The organism is Acidaminococcus massiliensis, from assembly GCF_900095825.1.
In the GTDB taxonomy this organism is placed as follows: domain Bacteria; phylum Bacillota; class Negativicutes; order Acidaminococcales; family Acidaminococcaceae; genus Acidaminococcus; species Acidaminococcus massiliensis.
Map to the genome: position 1 here is coordinate 269,724 of NZ_LT608315.1, position 13,460 is coordinate 283,183.

Annotated in this window: 13 protein-coding genes; 8 read left to right on the forward strand and 5 right to left on the reverse strand. The window is 56.5% G+C overall.

Going from position 1 to position 13,460, the window contains the following annotated elements; all coding sequences use genetic code 11:
* Positions 1–69: 69 nt before the first annotated feature.
* Genes BQ2657_RS01430 through BQ2657_RS01450 form a run of 5 tightly spaced genes read right to left on the reverse strand, consistent with a single transcriptional unit; the run spans position 70 to position 6,610 of the window.
* Complete coding sequence (locus BQ2657_RS01430) at positions 70–1,197, reverse strand: ABC transporter permease (RefSeq protein ID WP_083236128.1); 1,128 nt, start codon at positions 1,195–1,197, stop codon at positions 70–72.
* A complete protein-coding gene (locus tag BQ2657_RS01435) occupies positions 1,194–2,303 on the reverse strand; it encodes an ABC transporter permease (protein WP_075579046.1) in 1,110 nt (369 codons plus the stop codon). The genes BQ2657_RS01430 and BQ2657_RS01435 overlap by 4 nt, the downstream gene beginning before the upstream one ends.
* On the reverse strand, positions 2,300–4,051 hold the full coding sequence (locus BQ2657_RS01440) for an ATP-binding cassette domain-containing protein (RefSeq protein ID WP_075579047.1): 1,752 nt from the start codon (positions 4,049–4,051) through the stop codon (positions 2,300–2,302). Before BQ2657_RS01440 ends, BQ2657_RS01435 begins: the two co-directional genes overlap by 4 nt.
* The gene (locus BQ2657_RS01445; RefSeq protein WP_075579048.1) at positions 4,044–5,084 is read right to left on the reverse strand and encodes an HlyD family secretion protein; all 1,041 of its coding nucleotides are present in this window, start codon (positions 5,082–5,084) and stop codon (positions 4,044–4,046) included. Before BQ2657_RS01445 ends, BQ2657_RS01440 begins: the two co-directional genes overlap by 8 nt.
* Positions 5,081–6,610, reverse strand: a complete 1,530-nt coding sequence (locus tag BQ2657_RS01450) for an efflux transporter outer membrane subunit (protein WP_187119160.1) — start codon at positions 6,608–6,610, stop codon at positions 5,081–5,083. The genes BQ2657_RS01445 and BQ2657_RS01450 overlap by 4 nt, the downstream gene beginning before the upstream one ends.
* Before the next feature lie 239 nt (positions 6,611–6,849).
* Here BQ2657_RS01450 and BQ2657_RS01455 point away from each other — a divergent pair, with 239 nt between their 5' ends.
* The 8 genes from BQ2657_RS01455 (at position 6,850) to BQ2657_RS01490 (ending at position 13,419) form a co-directional block, all read left to right on the forward strand.
* Positions 6,850–7,413: a DUF3793 family protein gene (locus BQ2657_RS01455; protein ID WP_075579049.1), complete on the forward strand. Its 564-nt coding sequence runs from the start codon at positions 6,850–6,852 to the stop codon at positions 7,411–7,413.
* 47 nt (positions 7,414–7,460) lie between these two features.
* Positions 7,461–7,883 (forward strand): flavodoxin, encoded by a 423-nt coding sequence (locus BQ2657_RS01460; RefSeq protein ID WP_075579050.1) that lies wholly within the window; start codon positions 7,461–7,463, stop codon positions 7,881–7,883.
* A gap of 425 nt (positions 7,884–8,308) precedes the next feature.
* Complete coding sequence (locus BQ2657_RS01465; RefSeq protein WP_075579051.1) at positions 8,309–9,349, forward strand: methionine ABC transporter ATP-binding protein; 1,041 nt, start codon at positions 8,309–8,311, stop codon at positions 9,347–9,349.
* On the forward strand, positions 9,339–10,487 hold the full coding sequence (locus BQ2657_RS01470) for an amidohydrolase (RefSeq protein ID WP_075579052.1): 1,149 nt from the start codon (positions 9,339–9,341) through the stop codon (positions 10,485–10,487). Before BQ2657_RS01465 ends, BQ2657_RS01470 begins: the two co-directional genes overlap by 11 nt.
* Before the next feature lie 27 nt (positions 10,488–10,514).
* Complete coding sequence (locus tag BQ2657_RS01475) at positions 10,515–11,171, forward strand: methionine ABC transporter permease (RefSeq protein ID WP_075579053.1); 657 nt, start codon at positions 10,515–10,517, stop codon at positions 11,169–11,171.
* A 14-nt stretch (positions 11,172–11,185) separates the two neighbouring features.
* Positions 11,186–12,058, forward strand: a complete 873-nt coding sequence (locus BQ2657_RS01480; protein WP_232708983.1) for a MetQ/NlpA family ABC transporter substrate-binding protein — start codon at positions 11,186–11,188, stop codon at positions 12,056–12,058.
* A gap of 41 nt (positions 12,059–12,099) precedes the next feature.
* Positions 12,100–13,017: a dihydrodipicolinate synthase family protein gene (locus tag BQ2657_RS01485; RefSeq protein WP_198524504.1), complete on the forward strand. Its 918-nt coding sequence runs from the start codon at positions 12,100–12,102 to the stop codon at positions 13,015–13,017.
* Positions 13,018–13,419 carry a PPC domain-containing DNA-binding protein gene (locus BQ2657_RS01490; protein ID WP_075579055.1) on the forward strand — a complete coding sequence of 134 codons (402 nt, stop codon included), beginning with the start codon at positions 13,018–13,020 and terminating at the stop codon, positions 13,417–13,419. It begins immediately after the preceding gene.
* Positions 13,420–13,460: the final 41 nt, after the last annotated feature.

The window sequence follows — 13,460 nt, forward strand, 5'->3', positions numbered from 1 at the left end:
ACGGCTCGAGACCCGAGACCTGAAAAGGAGCTGATGTCCCTGCGGCAGCTCCTTTTCTTATTTAATCATTTAATTTAAATTATGCCTGAATTGATACCCGGCGAAGGACAAGGTTGCCAGGGCGATGATCAGCATGGGGAAAAAGTCATACCCCAAGGACCAGAATCCGGTCCCCTGGAAATAAATCCGCCGGAAGGCATCCAGGGCAAACCGGAGAGGATTGGCGTAAGTCAGCACCTGCAGGGCTTCCGGCATGTTCCGGATAGGGGTGAACAGCCCGGACAGGATCCCGTTGGGCACCAGATACAGGGAAGTGTACACCTGGACCTGCTGCATGTTCTGGCAGTTGGCGGAAATGGCCAGCCCCACCCCGGCGGAAGCCAGGAAAAACAGCAGCATGGCGAAATACAAGGTCAGGAGATTCCCGGTAAAAGGCACCTGGAACCAGAGGGTCCCGATCAGCAGCAGGGTGGTCCCTTCAATGAGTCCCACCACCACCGGGGCAAAGGCTTTGCCGATGAGGATCACCACCGGAGACGCCGGAGTCACCAGCAGCTGTTCAAAAGTCCCCTCTTCCCGTTCCCGGGCCACGGACAGCCCCGACAGGAGCACCACCTGGATGAAGCACATGATACCCAAAATCCCGGGACTGAAGAACCAGCGGGTCAGCTGGTTGGGGTTGAACCAGGTCCGCACCTGGAGACTGATCGGCGGTTCCCGTCCCGCCTGTTCCAGCATCCATTCACTGATGATCCGGCTGGTGTAAGCGGTGGCCAGGCTGGAAGTCATGGTGTACCGGCCATCGGTGATCAGCTGGACGGGGGAGTTCTGCCCCTGTTCCAATTTGTCCACAAAGTCTTCCGGGATCACCACCACCAGCATGGCTTTTTCCGTGTTGATGGGATCGGCGATTTCCCCTTCATTACGGAGGGTGGCCACCCGGTGGTAAAAATCCGTCCCATCCAGATGAGCCGCCAGGGAAACCGAAGCCTTGGTATGGCTTTTGTCCAACAGGGCATAAGTGATGTTTTCCAGGTTGAAGTTGGCCGCATAGCCGAACAGGAATCCCATCAGGATGGGGGGAATCAGCAGCACCCGCCGGAACCGGGGATCCTTGAAGGTTCCCAGCATTTCCTTCCAGCACATGTACCAGACCTGCCGGCAGAAGATCTCTTTCCATTTTCCCAGGTCCATCATCCCACCTTCTTTCGGGTAATTGAAAAGGCGATGCCCACAAAGCCCAGGGCATACAGACTCAGGAGCGCCCCATTTTCCAAGGTCAGGTTCCAGATATTGCCGGCCAGGAACAGGGACTTCAGACAGATCAAATAGTGGCTGAAAGGCAGGATCTGCCCCACCCACTGGACGATCTGGGGGGTGCTCCGCAGGTCGAACACATAGCCGGAGAGCATCAGGCAGGGCATCATGGTCACGGTCAGGCCAATCTGGCAGGCCAGGAACTGGCTCTTGGTATAGACGGAAATGATCAGTCCAGCCCCCAGGGCCGCGAATAGGTAGATCACCGACAGGATCACGATCATCCACAGGGACCCGTGGACCGGCACGTGGAACAAATGCCTGGACAGGAAGAAGCAGATGGCTACCCCGATGCAGGCAATGCCGAAATAGGGGATGATCTTAGAGAGGATCAGTTCCATGGGCCGCACGGGCGTGACGAACAGGGATTCAAAAGTCCCTCGTTCATACTCCCGGGCCATGATCACAGCGGTAAGCAGCACGCCGATGATGGTAATGGTCAGCATGATCAGACCGGGCATGAAGTACCAGGTACTGGAGTTGGCATCGTTGTACCAGATCCGGCTTTCCACGGACACCATACCGATGCCCCGGGCATTCAACTGCCGGGTCTCCCAGGCCGCCAAGCCGCTTTCCACATAGCCTTGGATGCTCATGGCCGTAGTGGTGTCGATTCCGGACAGCAGCAGCTGGAGCTGAGCATCCCCCTGGTGGAGCCGGGAAGAAAAGTCCGGTGGCACTCGGAGGATGGCCTCGGTTTCCCGCCGGTTCATCCGGTCCACCGCCGCCTTCATGCTGGTTACATACACCGGATCGAAATATTCAGAACCGTCCAGGAAACTGACCACATCGTGGGCCGTAGGGGACATGTCCTCCATGACCACAGTGACCCGGGAATGGTACACATCCAGAGAAACCCCGTATCCGTTGATGAACACCAGCATCATGGGCATGAGGATCCCCATGAGCAGGCTGCTCCTGTCCCGGATCAGCTCCAGGAATTCCTTGTGGGTCAGCGCCTTCAGGCGCCGGAAAAAGTCTTTCATTGGGCTGCCCCCTCTCCCCTGGCCCGGGACTGGTTCACGATGTCGATGAACATGGCATCCATGTTGGCCCCCGGTTTATGGAGTTTTTCCCGGATTTCATCGGTGGAACCGATGATCAGCATCTTCCCATGGTCCTGGATCATGATCCGGTCGCAGTACTCGGATTCTTCCATAAAGTGGGTGGTGATGATGATGGTGGTCCCTTTGCAGGACAGATCCGTGATTTCCCGCCAGAACATCCGCCGGGCCAGGGGATCGATGCCGCTGGTGGGTTCGTCCAGGAACAGGATCTCCGGCTCCTGGAGCAGGGCGCAGGCCATGGACAGCCGCTGTTTGTAGCCTCCTGGCAGGTCCCCTGCGTTGTGGGATTCCGTCCCGGTGAGCTGGAATTCCTCCAGCACCGTGCGGATCCGTTCCTGGAGCTTCTTCCGGGGCAGGCCATACATGCCCCCGTAGAATTGGAGGTTTTCCAGTACGCTGAGCTTGGTGTACAGGGCAAATTTCTGGGACACGTAGCCAATCTTGGCCCGGGCTTCCGTCCGGGCGGTCCGCAGGTTCTCCCCGGCCACGCTGAGCTTGCCGCCGGTGGCGGGGATCAGGCCGCAGAGCATCCGGAAGGTGGTGGTCTTCCCGGCCCCGTTGGGCCCCAGGAGGCCGAACACCTCTCCTTTATGGACCTGGAAGGAGGTATGGGAAACCGCAGTGAAATCCCCGAACTTCTTCACCAGGTCCTTCACTTCGATGCTCACTTCATTCTGGGCAGGCCGGGGCGGGATCTTGTCCAGAGGTGCCAGAGGGATCCGGGTCTTTTCCAGATCCGCCGCCTGGTGGAGCAGGATCATGAACCCATCTTCCAGCCGAGGATCCACTGCCCGGGGTGTCAGGCTCCACCGTTCCAGGGTGGGGATGGGCTCCCCAGGCCGAGCGGCAATGTACCGGACGGTACCGCTTTCCGGCACTGCATCGATGATCTGTTCCGTATCATCCAGCAGGGACCCCTGGAGCACCCGGTAAGGCAGTTCTTCCGGCGGGTCCACTTCGAAGCATTTTCCCGCCGCCACCTGGCTCAGCTCCTGGGGAGTCCCCTCAAACAGCATCTGGCCCAAGTTCAGCACATACACATGGTCGCACATGGCCGCTTCGTTCATGTAGGCGGTGCACACAATGACGCTGAGGTTCTCTTCCCGGACCATCTGCTTGATGATGATCCACAATTCGTCACGGCTGAGAGGGTCCACACCTACCGTAGGTTCATCCAGGATCAAAAGATCCGGAGAACGGACCAACGTGCAGGCCAGCCCCAATTTCTGCTTCATGCCCCCGGAAAGCTTCCCTGCCAGCCGTCCGGTAAAGGGCGCCAGCCCGGTCATGTCCAGCAATTTGGCGAAACGGCCCTTCCGGGTATCCTGGGGAATCCCATGAAGGTCCGCATACAGATTCAAGTTCTCCTGGATGGTCAAATCTTCATAGAGGCCGAATTTCTGGGGCATGTAGCTGATCCGAGACTGGATTTCCTCCGCCCCGGCCACCGAATCCAGACCCAGTACCTGCAGGCTCCCGCCGGTGGGGTCCATAAGCCCGCAGATCAGCCGCATGGTGGTGGTCTTTCCCGCTCCGTCGGGACCGATGAGGGCGGTCATTTTCCCCTTTTCCGCCCGGAAGTCGATGCCTTTGAGAGCATGGGTCTTTCCCTGCTTGTCATCAAAGAGTTTGTCCAGCTTTTCAGCCTGGACCACCCATTCAGTCATGGTTCTGCTCCGTATCGATCTTTACGGTGGCGGGCATCCCCATCCGCAGTACATTGTCGGAATCGGTCACATAGACCCGGACTTCGTACAGCAGGGAGGTACGCAGCTCCGTGGTCTGGACCGTCTTGGGGGTGAATTCTGCCGTAGAGGAGATATAGCCGATCTGTCCTTCGATGGGATCCTTGGGATGGCTGTCCGTATAGATCTTTGCCTTCATCCCTTCGTAGATCCGTCCCAGGTCTTTTTCGCTGACATAGACCCGGACCCATTTCTTTTCATTGAGGGACAGCTTGAACACCGGTTTCTGGGGAGAAGCCATATCCCCCACTTCCAGCAGCCGGGACCGGATGACCCCATCTGCCGGAGCCTTGAGTTCCGCCTGGCTCAGCAGGTAATCCACATGTTTGGCATCTTCCTGGAGAGCTTTCAGCTGGGCTTCCCCGCTGGAAACATCTTCCGCCCGGGGACCGGCCTGGGCTTTTTCATATTCCTGCCGGGCTGCTTCCGCCTGGGCTACCGTCACATCCACCTTGGTCCGGGCCGCATCCCGGTCCTGTTTGCTGACAGATTTCCCGCCGGAAGAAGCAAAGGCATTCTCCACCCGGGCCAGGTCCTGCCGGGCCTGATCCGCCTGGGCCGCTGCCTCATCGGCTTTGGCCCGGGCTGCTTCCAGATCTTCTGCCCGGGTGCCGTTGTGGAGTTTGTCCACCACACTCTGTTGGGCGGCGATCTGGGCCTGGAGTTTGCTCTTCTTGATCTTCAGTTCATCGGTATCCAGCCGGGCCAGTACCTGGCCTTTGTTCACCTTGTCTCCTTCTTCCACCAGCTCTTCCGCAATCCGATCGCTTTCCCGGAAAGCAACGGATACTTCCCGGACATCCACGTTCCCGTAAAGAGTCAGTTCCCGAGCCGCCTTCTGCACCTGATACCGATGATATCCATAGGAACCGCCGCCAATGATCAGGGCAGCCGCTGCCACCAAGGCTGCCAATTTCTTTTTGTCCTGTAAAAGGTTTTCCCAAAATGCCATCATTTATCCTTCCCTTCTGCCCTGCTGATTTCCGCTTGTTCCCCATCGGACAGTGGCTGCCAGCCGCCGCCCAGGGCTTTGTACAGATGGATCAGGTCCGCCAGTTCCTGGCCTCGGCTGCGGTTTTCCTGCCGTTTCATAGTAAGCAGGGTCCGTTCGCTGTCCAATACCGGCTGGTAATCACTGAGTCCCGCCTGGAACCGATTTTCCGCCAGGTCGAAAGCTCCCTGGGCATTGTCCACCCCGGCAGTGAGCTTCTCTTTCCGTTCCTTTTCCTGGACGATGCCAGTCATGGCGTCCTGGACTTCTCCCGCTGCCTTTAATACCGTATTTTCATACTGCGCTTGGTATTCCTTGGCCCGGGCATCCTGCAGCTTCACATTCTGCCGCAGCTGTCCCCCGTGGAACAGGGGGAAGGTAAAGGAGGGAGCAATGGCGAAGGAATGGGCGCCGGAGCCGAACAGGTTCCCACCGCCCAGAGTAATGAGCCCTAAGAACCCGTCCAGGGTGAACCGGGGCTTCAGTTCTGCCCGCGCCTCTTTGGTCCGGGCGATCTGGGCTTCCAGCCGCTCTTCTGCTGCCCGGATATCCGGCCGCTGGCGCATCAAGTTGGCGGGAATGGCATGATACAGTTCCGGATCGATTTCCGGCAGATCTTCCGGATCCAGCAGATTATTGAGTTGGCCCGGTTCCGTTCCCGTCAGGATGGACAGCCGGGTGAGAGTTTCCTGGATGGACTGCCGGGTCCGGGGGATTTCCGCCCGGGTATTCTGTTCCTGGGTCCGCATGGCTTCCAGAGGATAGCCGCTGATCAGCCCTGCATTGTAATTGGTCTGGAGCAGATCCGCCTTTTCCCCTTCCAGGGCCGCATGCCGTTCCAACAGGTCCAGATCCTGCTGGAGGGTCCGGAGGGACACATAGTTGAGGGCCGTCTCTGCGCTGAGGGTGACCCAAGTGCTGTACAGGGCCGCATGCTGGGCCGCCAGGTTATGGGCGGCACTCTGCTTCTTGGCTTTCAGCCGGCCGAAGAAATCCGGTTCCCAAGAAGCATCGATGCCCAGCCCGGCCACGGAAGAATTCCGGTTGGGCGGGTTGATCAACCCCGGGTAGGGACTCATGTCGCTGATTTTGTCGTTGACCCCCTGGGGGGCTTCATACCGTCCATAGGTGCCTCCCAGATTCAGCCAGGGCAGGGCTTCCCCTTTGCTGATGCCCAACTGGGCCCGTGCCTCTTCTACCCTGGCCTGGGCTGCCTGGAGATCCCGGTTGTTCTTCAAGGACAGTTCGATCAGGGCATCCAGTTTGGGATCCTGGAAAGTTTTCCACCAGGCTGCCAGCTGTTCCTCGCTGAGACTCGCTTCCGGTACAGCCCGGTCATAAGCCGCCGGATTTTGCTGAGCCAGTTCCGTCCAGGCAGGCATCTTCACCGTCTTGGGCTGGGGGTTCTTCTTCCCAGCCAGTGCCGGCTGCAGCATCCCCGGCGTCAGGCTCAAAGACAGCCCTATCACCACAGGTTTCCACCATTTCATGGTCATCTCTCCTATCCGTACCAGTAAAGTAATTATTCGTTTGATTAATTATAGCTTCATTATAGCCCAAAACCCTTCCAGTGGCAAGATAAAAAAATGGTTGCACAAACCGATGAGATTTGTTATACTGCTTTTAGTTAGTAATTGCTAACCATATTGGCTTGTATTTTTCTATATACAGCCTTTTTTTCTTTGGTTTTCAATTAGTTTTAGCTAACTTACTTCAAGGAGGCTCCACCATGACCATCACCCTGGAAACCGAACTGGTACGCCAGTGCGCGCCTACCTTGGCCGGCCTTAAAGCCGCCAGCCTGTTCCGCTTCGTTTTCCGTCCTGGAGACAGTCCCTTTGCCCAAATCGCAGAGATCCGGCGCAGCCTGGAACCCAAAGAAATCCGCCTGGAAGTGCTCAGTTACGACTGTATCCGGCAGAGTGCCCTCCTGTATGTATACCGCCCCCACCGGCTCAGCATCCTTCTCCAGGATCCGGAAAGCTGTTCCTTCCTAAAACGCCAGGGCTATGAGGGCTCCACCTGTCAGGAGATTTTGGATCAGATGGCCCTGCGCCTGGCACGGAGAGACCCCTTTCCCCACGAAATCGGCATCCTGCTGGACTATCCTCTGGAAGATGTGAAAGCCTATATGGCCTCCCCCCGGGACAAAGGTGTTTGTTCCGGGTGCTGGAAGGCCTATGGAAACCGGGAACGGGCCGCCTGTTATTTTGCCAAATGCCAGAAATGCACCCGGATCTACTGGCGCTGCTACTGCGCCGGGACTCCCCTGAGCAGGCTGGCAGTGGCTTAAATAAAAAGTTTGTCAGCCGGACTGACCGGCGGAAAGGATGGATTACAATGAGCAAAATCGCAGTGGTATTCTGGAGCGGGACCGGCAACACGGAAGCTATGGCCAAAGCCGTGGAAGATGGAGCCAAAGGGAAAGGGGCTGAAGTGGTGGAATATAATGCTTCCGCCTTTTCTGCCGGCGAAGTGGACAATTTCGACGCCATCGCCTTCGGCTGCCCGGCCATGGGAGCGGAAGTCCTGGAAGAAGGAGAATTCCAGCCCATGTGGGATGATGTGAAAGGCAGCCTGAAAGGGAAAAAGATTGCCCTGTTCGGTTCTTATGGCTGGGGCAGCGGAGAATGGATGGACAACTGGAAGGCGGAAGCCGAAGGGGAAGGAGTCGTCCTGGCCGCCGATCCGGTCATGGCCAACAATGCTCCGGATGATGCAGCTCTGGCCCAATGCAAAGCGCTGGGAGAAGCATTGGCGTAAAAGAAAACTGGATCAGGGGCTGCTGCGCGTATGTGATTTCCATACGTGCAGCAGCCCCTTTGATTTGCATGTATATTCTGAATTCCTTAATCCATATTGACAAACTAGGAAATAAAAAGTAGAATTGAACCAATTTCAAATCCAATCTGTGATGAGGGAAGAGAGTAAGGAAAGGAAACTGGAACAGCGAGCCCGGAGAGTGGAAGCGGGTGCAGCGTACTTTCCCCAAGTGCATTCCGGAACAGGCAAGGCTGAATCCAGTAGGCCTTCCGGGTACGCCCGTTACAGCGTTCAGAGTAATCCTTTACTCTCAAAGGCCAAGGCGGTGACGCCTTGGTGAAATTGGGTGGAACACGGTCAAATCGTCCCATGTGCACAATAAGCACAGGGGACGATTTTTTTATTTGGCTTACTAGGAGGCTGCCATGATCAAATTCATCGATATCTGCAAAACATATACAAGCAAAGAACAAACTGTCCAGGCCCTGGATCATGTGAGCCTGACTATCCAGGACGGGGACATCTACGGCATCATCGGACTCTCCGGCGCCGGAAAATCCACCCTGCTCAGCATGATCAACGGGCTAGAGATCCCCACTTCCGGGTCCGTGCTGGTGGACGGGGTGAACATCCCCAGCCTCTCCTTTTCGGAGATGCTCCAGAAACGCCGGAAGATCGGTATGATCTTCCAGCAGTTCGAGCTGCTGAATTCCAAGACGGTCCGCCACAACATCTCCCTTCCTCTGATCATCGCCGGGGAAGATAGGAAGACCATCGATGCCAAAGTAGACAAGATGCTCCAATTCGTCCAGCTGGAAGACAAAGCGGATGTCTATCCGGACCAGCTCTCCGGGGGACAGAAACAGCGGGTAGGGATTGCCCGGGCCCTGATCACCGAGCCCTCCATCCTGCTCTGTGATGAAGCCACCAGTGCCCTGGATCCGGATACCATGGAATCCATCCTGGATTTGTTGAAGGAAATCAACCGGAAGCTCCACATCACCATCGTCATGGTGACCCACCAGATCTACGCCATCCAGAAAATCTGCCACCATGTAGCCGTCATGGAAAACGGCCGGGTCATCGAAGAAGGCAATGTATTCGACATCTTCAGCAACCCCCAGCAGCGGATCACCCAGAACTTCGTCCGCAGCGTCATCCCCGATCAGATCACCCCTGCAGTCTGCAGCCGGGTCCGCACGGAAGAAACCAGCAATTATGAGATCCTGCGGCTGAAATTCACCGGGGACAGTGCCTTGGGGGATTTGGTCTACCAGATCAACCGGAAGTTCCTCCAGGTCCGGACTCGGATCATCCATGCCACGGTCACCGAACTGGATGAACAGACCCTGGGGATCCTGATCCTCCAGGTCATCGGCCCGGAAGAAGAGATCCAGGCTGTGGAAGCCTTCTGCAAAGAAAACCAGGTCCATTGTGAAGAGGTGAAATGTGAATATGGATTATGAACCGATCATCACACTGGCCAAAGAACAATTTTACCAGTTCCACCGCCGGCCGGAACTGTCCGGTGAAGAATTCGAGACCACCCGGCATATCAAAGATTTCCTGACCCATCAAGGGATCCCTTTTTATGATCTGCCTTTGGAAACCGGGGTGGTGGCTCACTTAGGGAACGGCAATGGCCCTGTGGCAGCCCTGCGCTGCGACATCGACGCCCTGCCCCTCCAGGAAGAGACCGGCCTTCCCTACCAGTCAGAAATCCCTGGACGGATGCACGCCTGCGGCCATGACTTCCATACGGCCAATCTCCTGGGGACAGCCCTGGCCCTGAAAGCCGGCGGTCCCATCCCCGGCACACTGAAACTGATCTTCCAGCCGGCGGAAGAGAAACTGAACGGAGCCTTGAAGATCCTGGATACCGGGATCCTGGACGATGTGCAGGTAATCTTCGGGCTCCACTGCTGTGCTGCATATGAGCAGGGCACCGTCATCTCCCGGCCCGGATTCATGAACGGAGCCGTGGATGAATTCCAGGTTTCTTTCCAGGGCAAAGGGAGCCATGCCTGCCGGCCCCAGCTCAGCGCAGACCCTGTGATCATGCTGGGCCAATTCATTGCAGCAGCCCAGACCATCGTCAGCCGCAACCGTCCTCCCTTCCATCCCCTGGTCGTAGGGATCGGCCATGTGGAAAGCGGCACGGCTGCCAACATCATCCCTGACACCGCCTTTGCAGAAGGGACCATCCGATCCCTGTACCCGGAAGACAGAGAACTGGCCAAGAGCCGGCTCCAGACCTTGGCAGAAGGGATCGGCCGGGATTTCGGCGGTTCCGCCAGCATCCGGTTCCTGGAGGGGCCTCCTGCCACCAACAATACGGCGGAATGGGTGGATTTCGTCCGGGATACCGCCCAGCAGTGCGGCCTCCCCTTTGCGGAAGCCCCCGACTCCCTTTCCGGAGAAGATTTCGCTTTCTACCAGCAGAAGATTCCCGGTGCCTTCATCCAGATGGGGACGGGGATTGGCCCCATGATGCACAATTCCCATTTTGCCATCGACCCGGAAACCTTCCGGCTTTCCATTCCCTTCAGTGCAGAACTCCTCCGCCAGGCACTTTCCAGACTGCCGGCAGGAAACCGGCACTGAGAGCTTTTTCGAAAGAGGTGATTCGTTATGTTTGCCAATTTACCCTGGGGCGACCTTGCCCAAGCCCTTGAAAGCACATTGTTCATGGTGGGCTTTTCGCTGGTGGTAGGCACCATCCTGGCCACCATCCTGGCCCTCATCCTAGTCCTGACCAACGAAGGAGGCCTTTTGGAAAATAAAGTGGTGTATACCCTGCTCAATTCCGTGGTCAGTTTCTTCCGCAGCCTTCCCTTCATCATCCTGATGACCTTCATCTTCCCCTTCACCAAATTCATCGTGGGGACGAGGATCGGGGTGAAAGCGGCTTTGGTCCCTCTGGTGGTATTCATCGTCCCCAGCCTGGCCCGTCTCTATGAAAATTCTCTTCTGGGTGTGGACAAAGGGATCATCCGGGCTGCCAAGGCCATGGGTGCCAATTATTTCCAGATCGTCCGCTACTTCATCCTGCCGGAAGCCAAAAGTTCCATGATCCTTTCCACCACCATCGGTACCATCGGCCTGATTTCCGCTTCTGCCCAGGCCGGTGTCATCGGTGCCGGCGGGATTGGGGATATGGCCCTGACCTACGGCTATGAACGGATGGATGTGCCAGTGATGCTGGCAACGGTGTTCATCCTGGTGGTGTTTGTCCAAATCGTACAGTTCCTGGGCAATTATTTCTCCAAACGGGCCCGGAACCATTAAAAAAGGAGTTGTTGATGATGGATCTCTCTGTTTTTCGTAAAAAAAGCCTGCTGAAATTGGCCAGTGTCCTGGCTCTCAGCACCCTGCTCCTGGCTGCAGCCGGCTGCGGCAGTTCCAGCAAAGAAGCCTCTTCCGGCAAAGCCGGAGAGACCAAAGAGCTGAAGTATCGGGTGATGCCCACTGCCACTTCTGATCTATTCGATGGGGGCATCAAGCCCATCCTGGAAAAGAAGGGCTACAAACTGACTCCGGTGAAGATCACCGATTCCATCCAGCGGGAAATGGCTCTGGATGAAGGCAAGATCGATTTCCACGTGGATGCCCACAAAGCCTGGATCGACCAGGTGAACAAGAGCAAAGGGACCCACCTGACCGCCATCCTGCCCCTGCCCACCGTTCCCACCGCCATCTATGGAGGCAGCAAAAAGACCCTAGAAGAAGTGGCCCCGGGAGACGTGATCGCCATCCCCAATGATGCTTCCAACCTGGCCCGGGCCTACCAGCTGCTGGAACAGCTGGGCTGGATCAAACTGGATCCCAGCAAGGACAAAGACCATGTAACCGGGAAAGACATCGTGGAAAATCCCAAGAACCTCCAGTTCAAGGAAATGAAAGGGCCGTCCATCAACACCATCCGGTCCGATGTGGCGTACATCATCCTGAGAGGCTCTGACGCCTACAATGCCAAGATCGATTTCAACAGTGCCCTGTTCGCAGAAAACCCGGATTCCATCAAGGATTCCATGCGGATCGCCCTCTGCATTGCAGATAAGAACAAGGATACCCAATGGGTGAAAGACATCATCGAAGCGTACAAATCTCCGGAATTCAAGGAATATGTGAAGAAAACCGGCAGTTTCTGGATCCTTCCAGACTACATGAAATAATGGGAAATGACGTTTCAGCGTAAAAAAAGGAGGAAATGAAAATGGCAATGAATTTAACAGGTTCCTGGGTGGCTATGCCCATCCCTTTCAAAAAGAACGGTGACATCGATTTCGACGGATTCAAGGTCCTGATCGACCGGCAGATCCAATACGGGACCAATCAGCTTTTCGTCCTGGGCTCCGCAGCAGAAGTCACCCTGCTGACGCCGGATGAAAAAAAGGAAATCATCAAACAGACGGTGAAGATCGTGGATCACCGGATCCCAGTCTTCTTCAGCGCCGCTTCCAATGACACCCAGGGTGAGATCGAAATGGCCAAATTCGAAGAAGAACAGGGTGCGGACGGGGTCATCTTCACGGTTCCCCCCTATGTGCTGATTCCCCAGGAAGATGCCTTCAAGCATCTGGATACGGTGATGAGTGCTACCAGCCTGCCGGTGGGGATCTACAACAACCCCTCCCGTTTGGGTGTCCAGGTGGAACCGGAAACCATCGCCCGTCTGGCGGAACGCCATCCCAATTTCGTAGTGGACAAAGAAGCCACCGGCAGCAACTACCAGCTGGTCCAAGTCCAGCGGCTGACCAAGGGGAAAGTGAAGATCATGTGCTGTGATTCCCCCTATTACTCCATCGTCCTGCCCACCCTGGCAGTAGGCGGCACCGGCCTGGCCAATATCGGCGGGAACATCATCCCAGAAGAAGCAGCCAAATATGCCCGTCCCTGGACCAGCATCGATATCGTCAATGAAGGCCGGGAAGAATACTTCAAATACTTCCCCCTGCTCTGCGAACTGTATGAAGTCTCCAATCCAGTGGTGATCAAGGCTGCTCTGAATCTCCTGGGCCTTCCCGGAGGCTATGTCCGCCGTCCTTATCAGGATTATGACGGGGAAGGGCTGAAACGGCTGGAAAAAATCATGACGGAACTGGGCGTCATGGAAAAATACAGCGTGAAATAAATGACGGACTTTGCAGAAGTCTTCATCGACCAGGGCCAGGACATCCGGAAAACCATCGAAGCCTTCGTCATCGAAAAAGGCTGGAAAGAAGTGATCGTGGTCAATGCCATCGGGTCCGTAAAGGATTTGATCCTGGCTGCCCCCATCAGCAACGAGCTGCCTCTGAAAGTGGGCCGCACTCCCTGCTATGGGGCCGCTGAGATCCTTTCCTTCACAGGAGAAGTCATGGTCAAGGAAAAGATGGATCCCCAGCTCCGTCAGGTGTATCCGGATACGGACAGTCCCCTTTTCATCCACATCCATGCCAGCTGTGCCCGTGCCGGCGGGTTGGTCATGGGAGGCGGATTGTGGGGCGGTACGGCTTTCCGGAGCCTGCGGGTGTTCCTCCGGCCGGTGGAATGAAGGGAATGGTCTATTTTCCGCACTGTCGCGGACACCGGTCT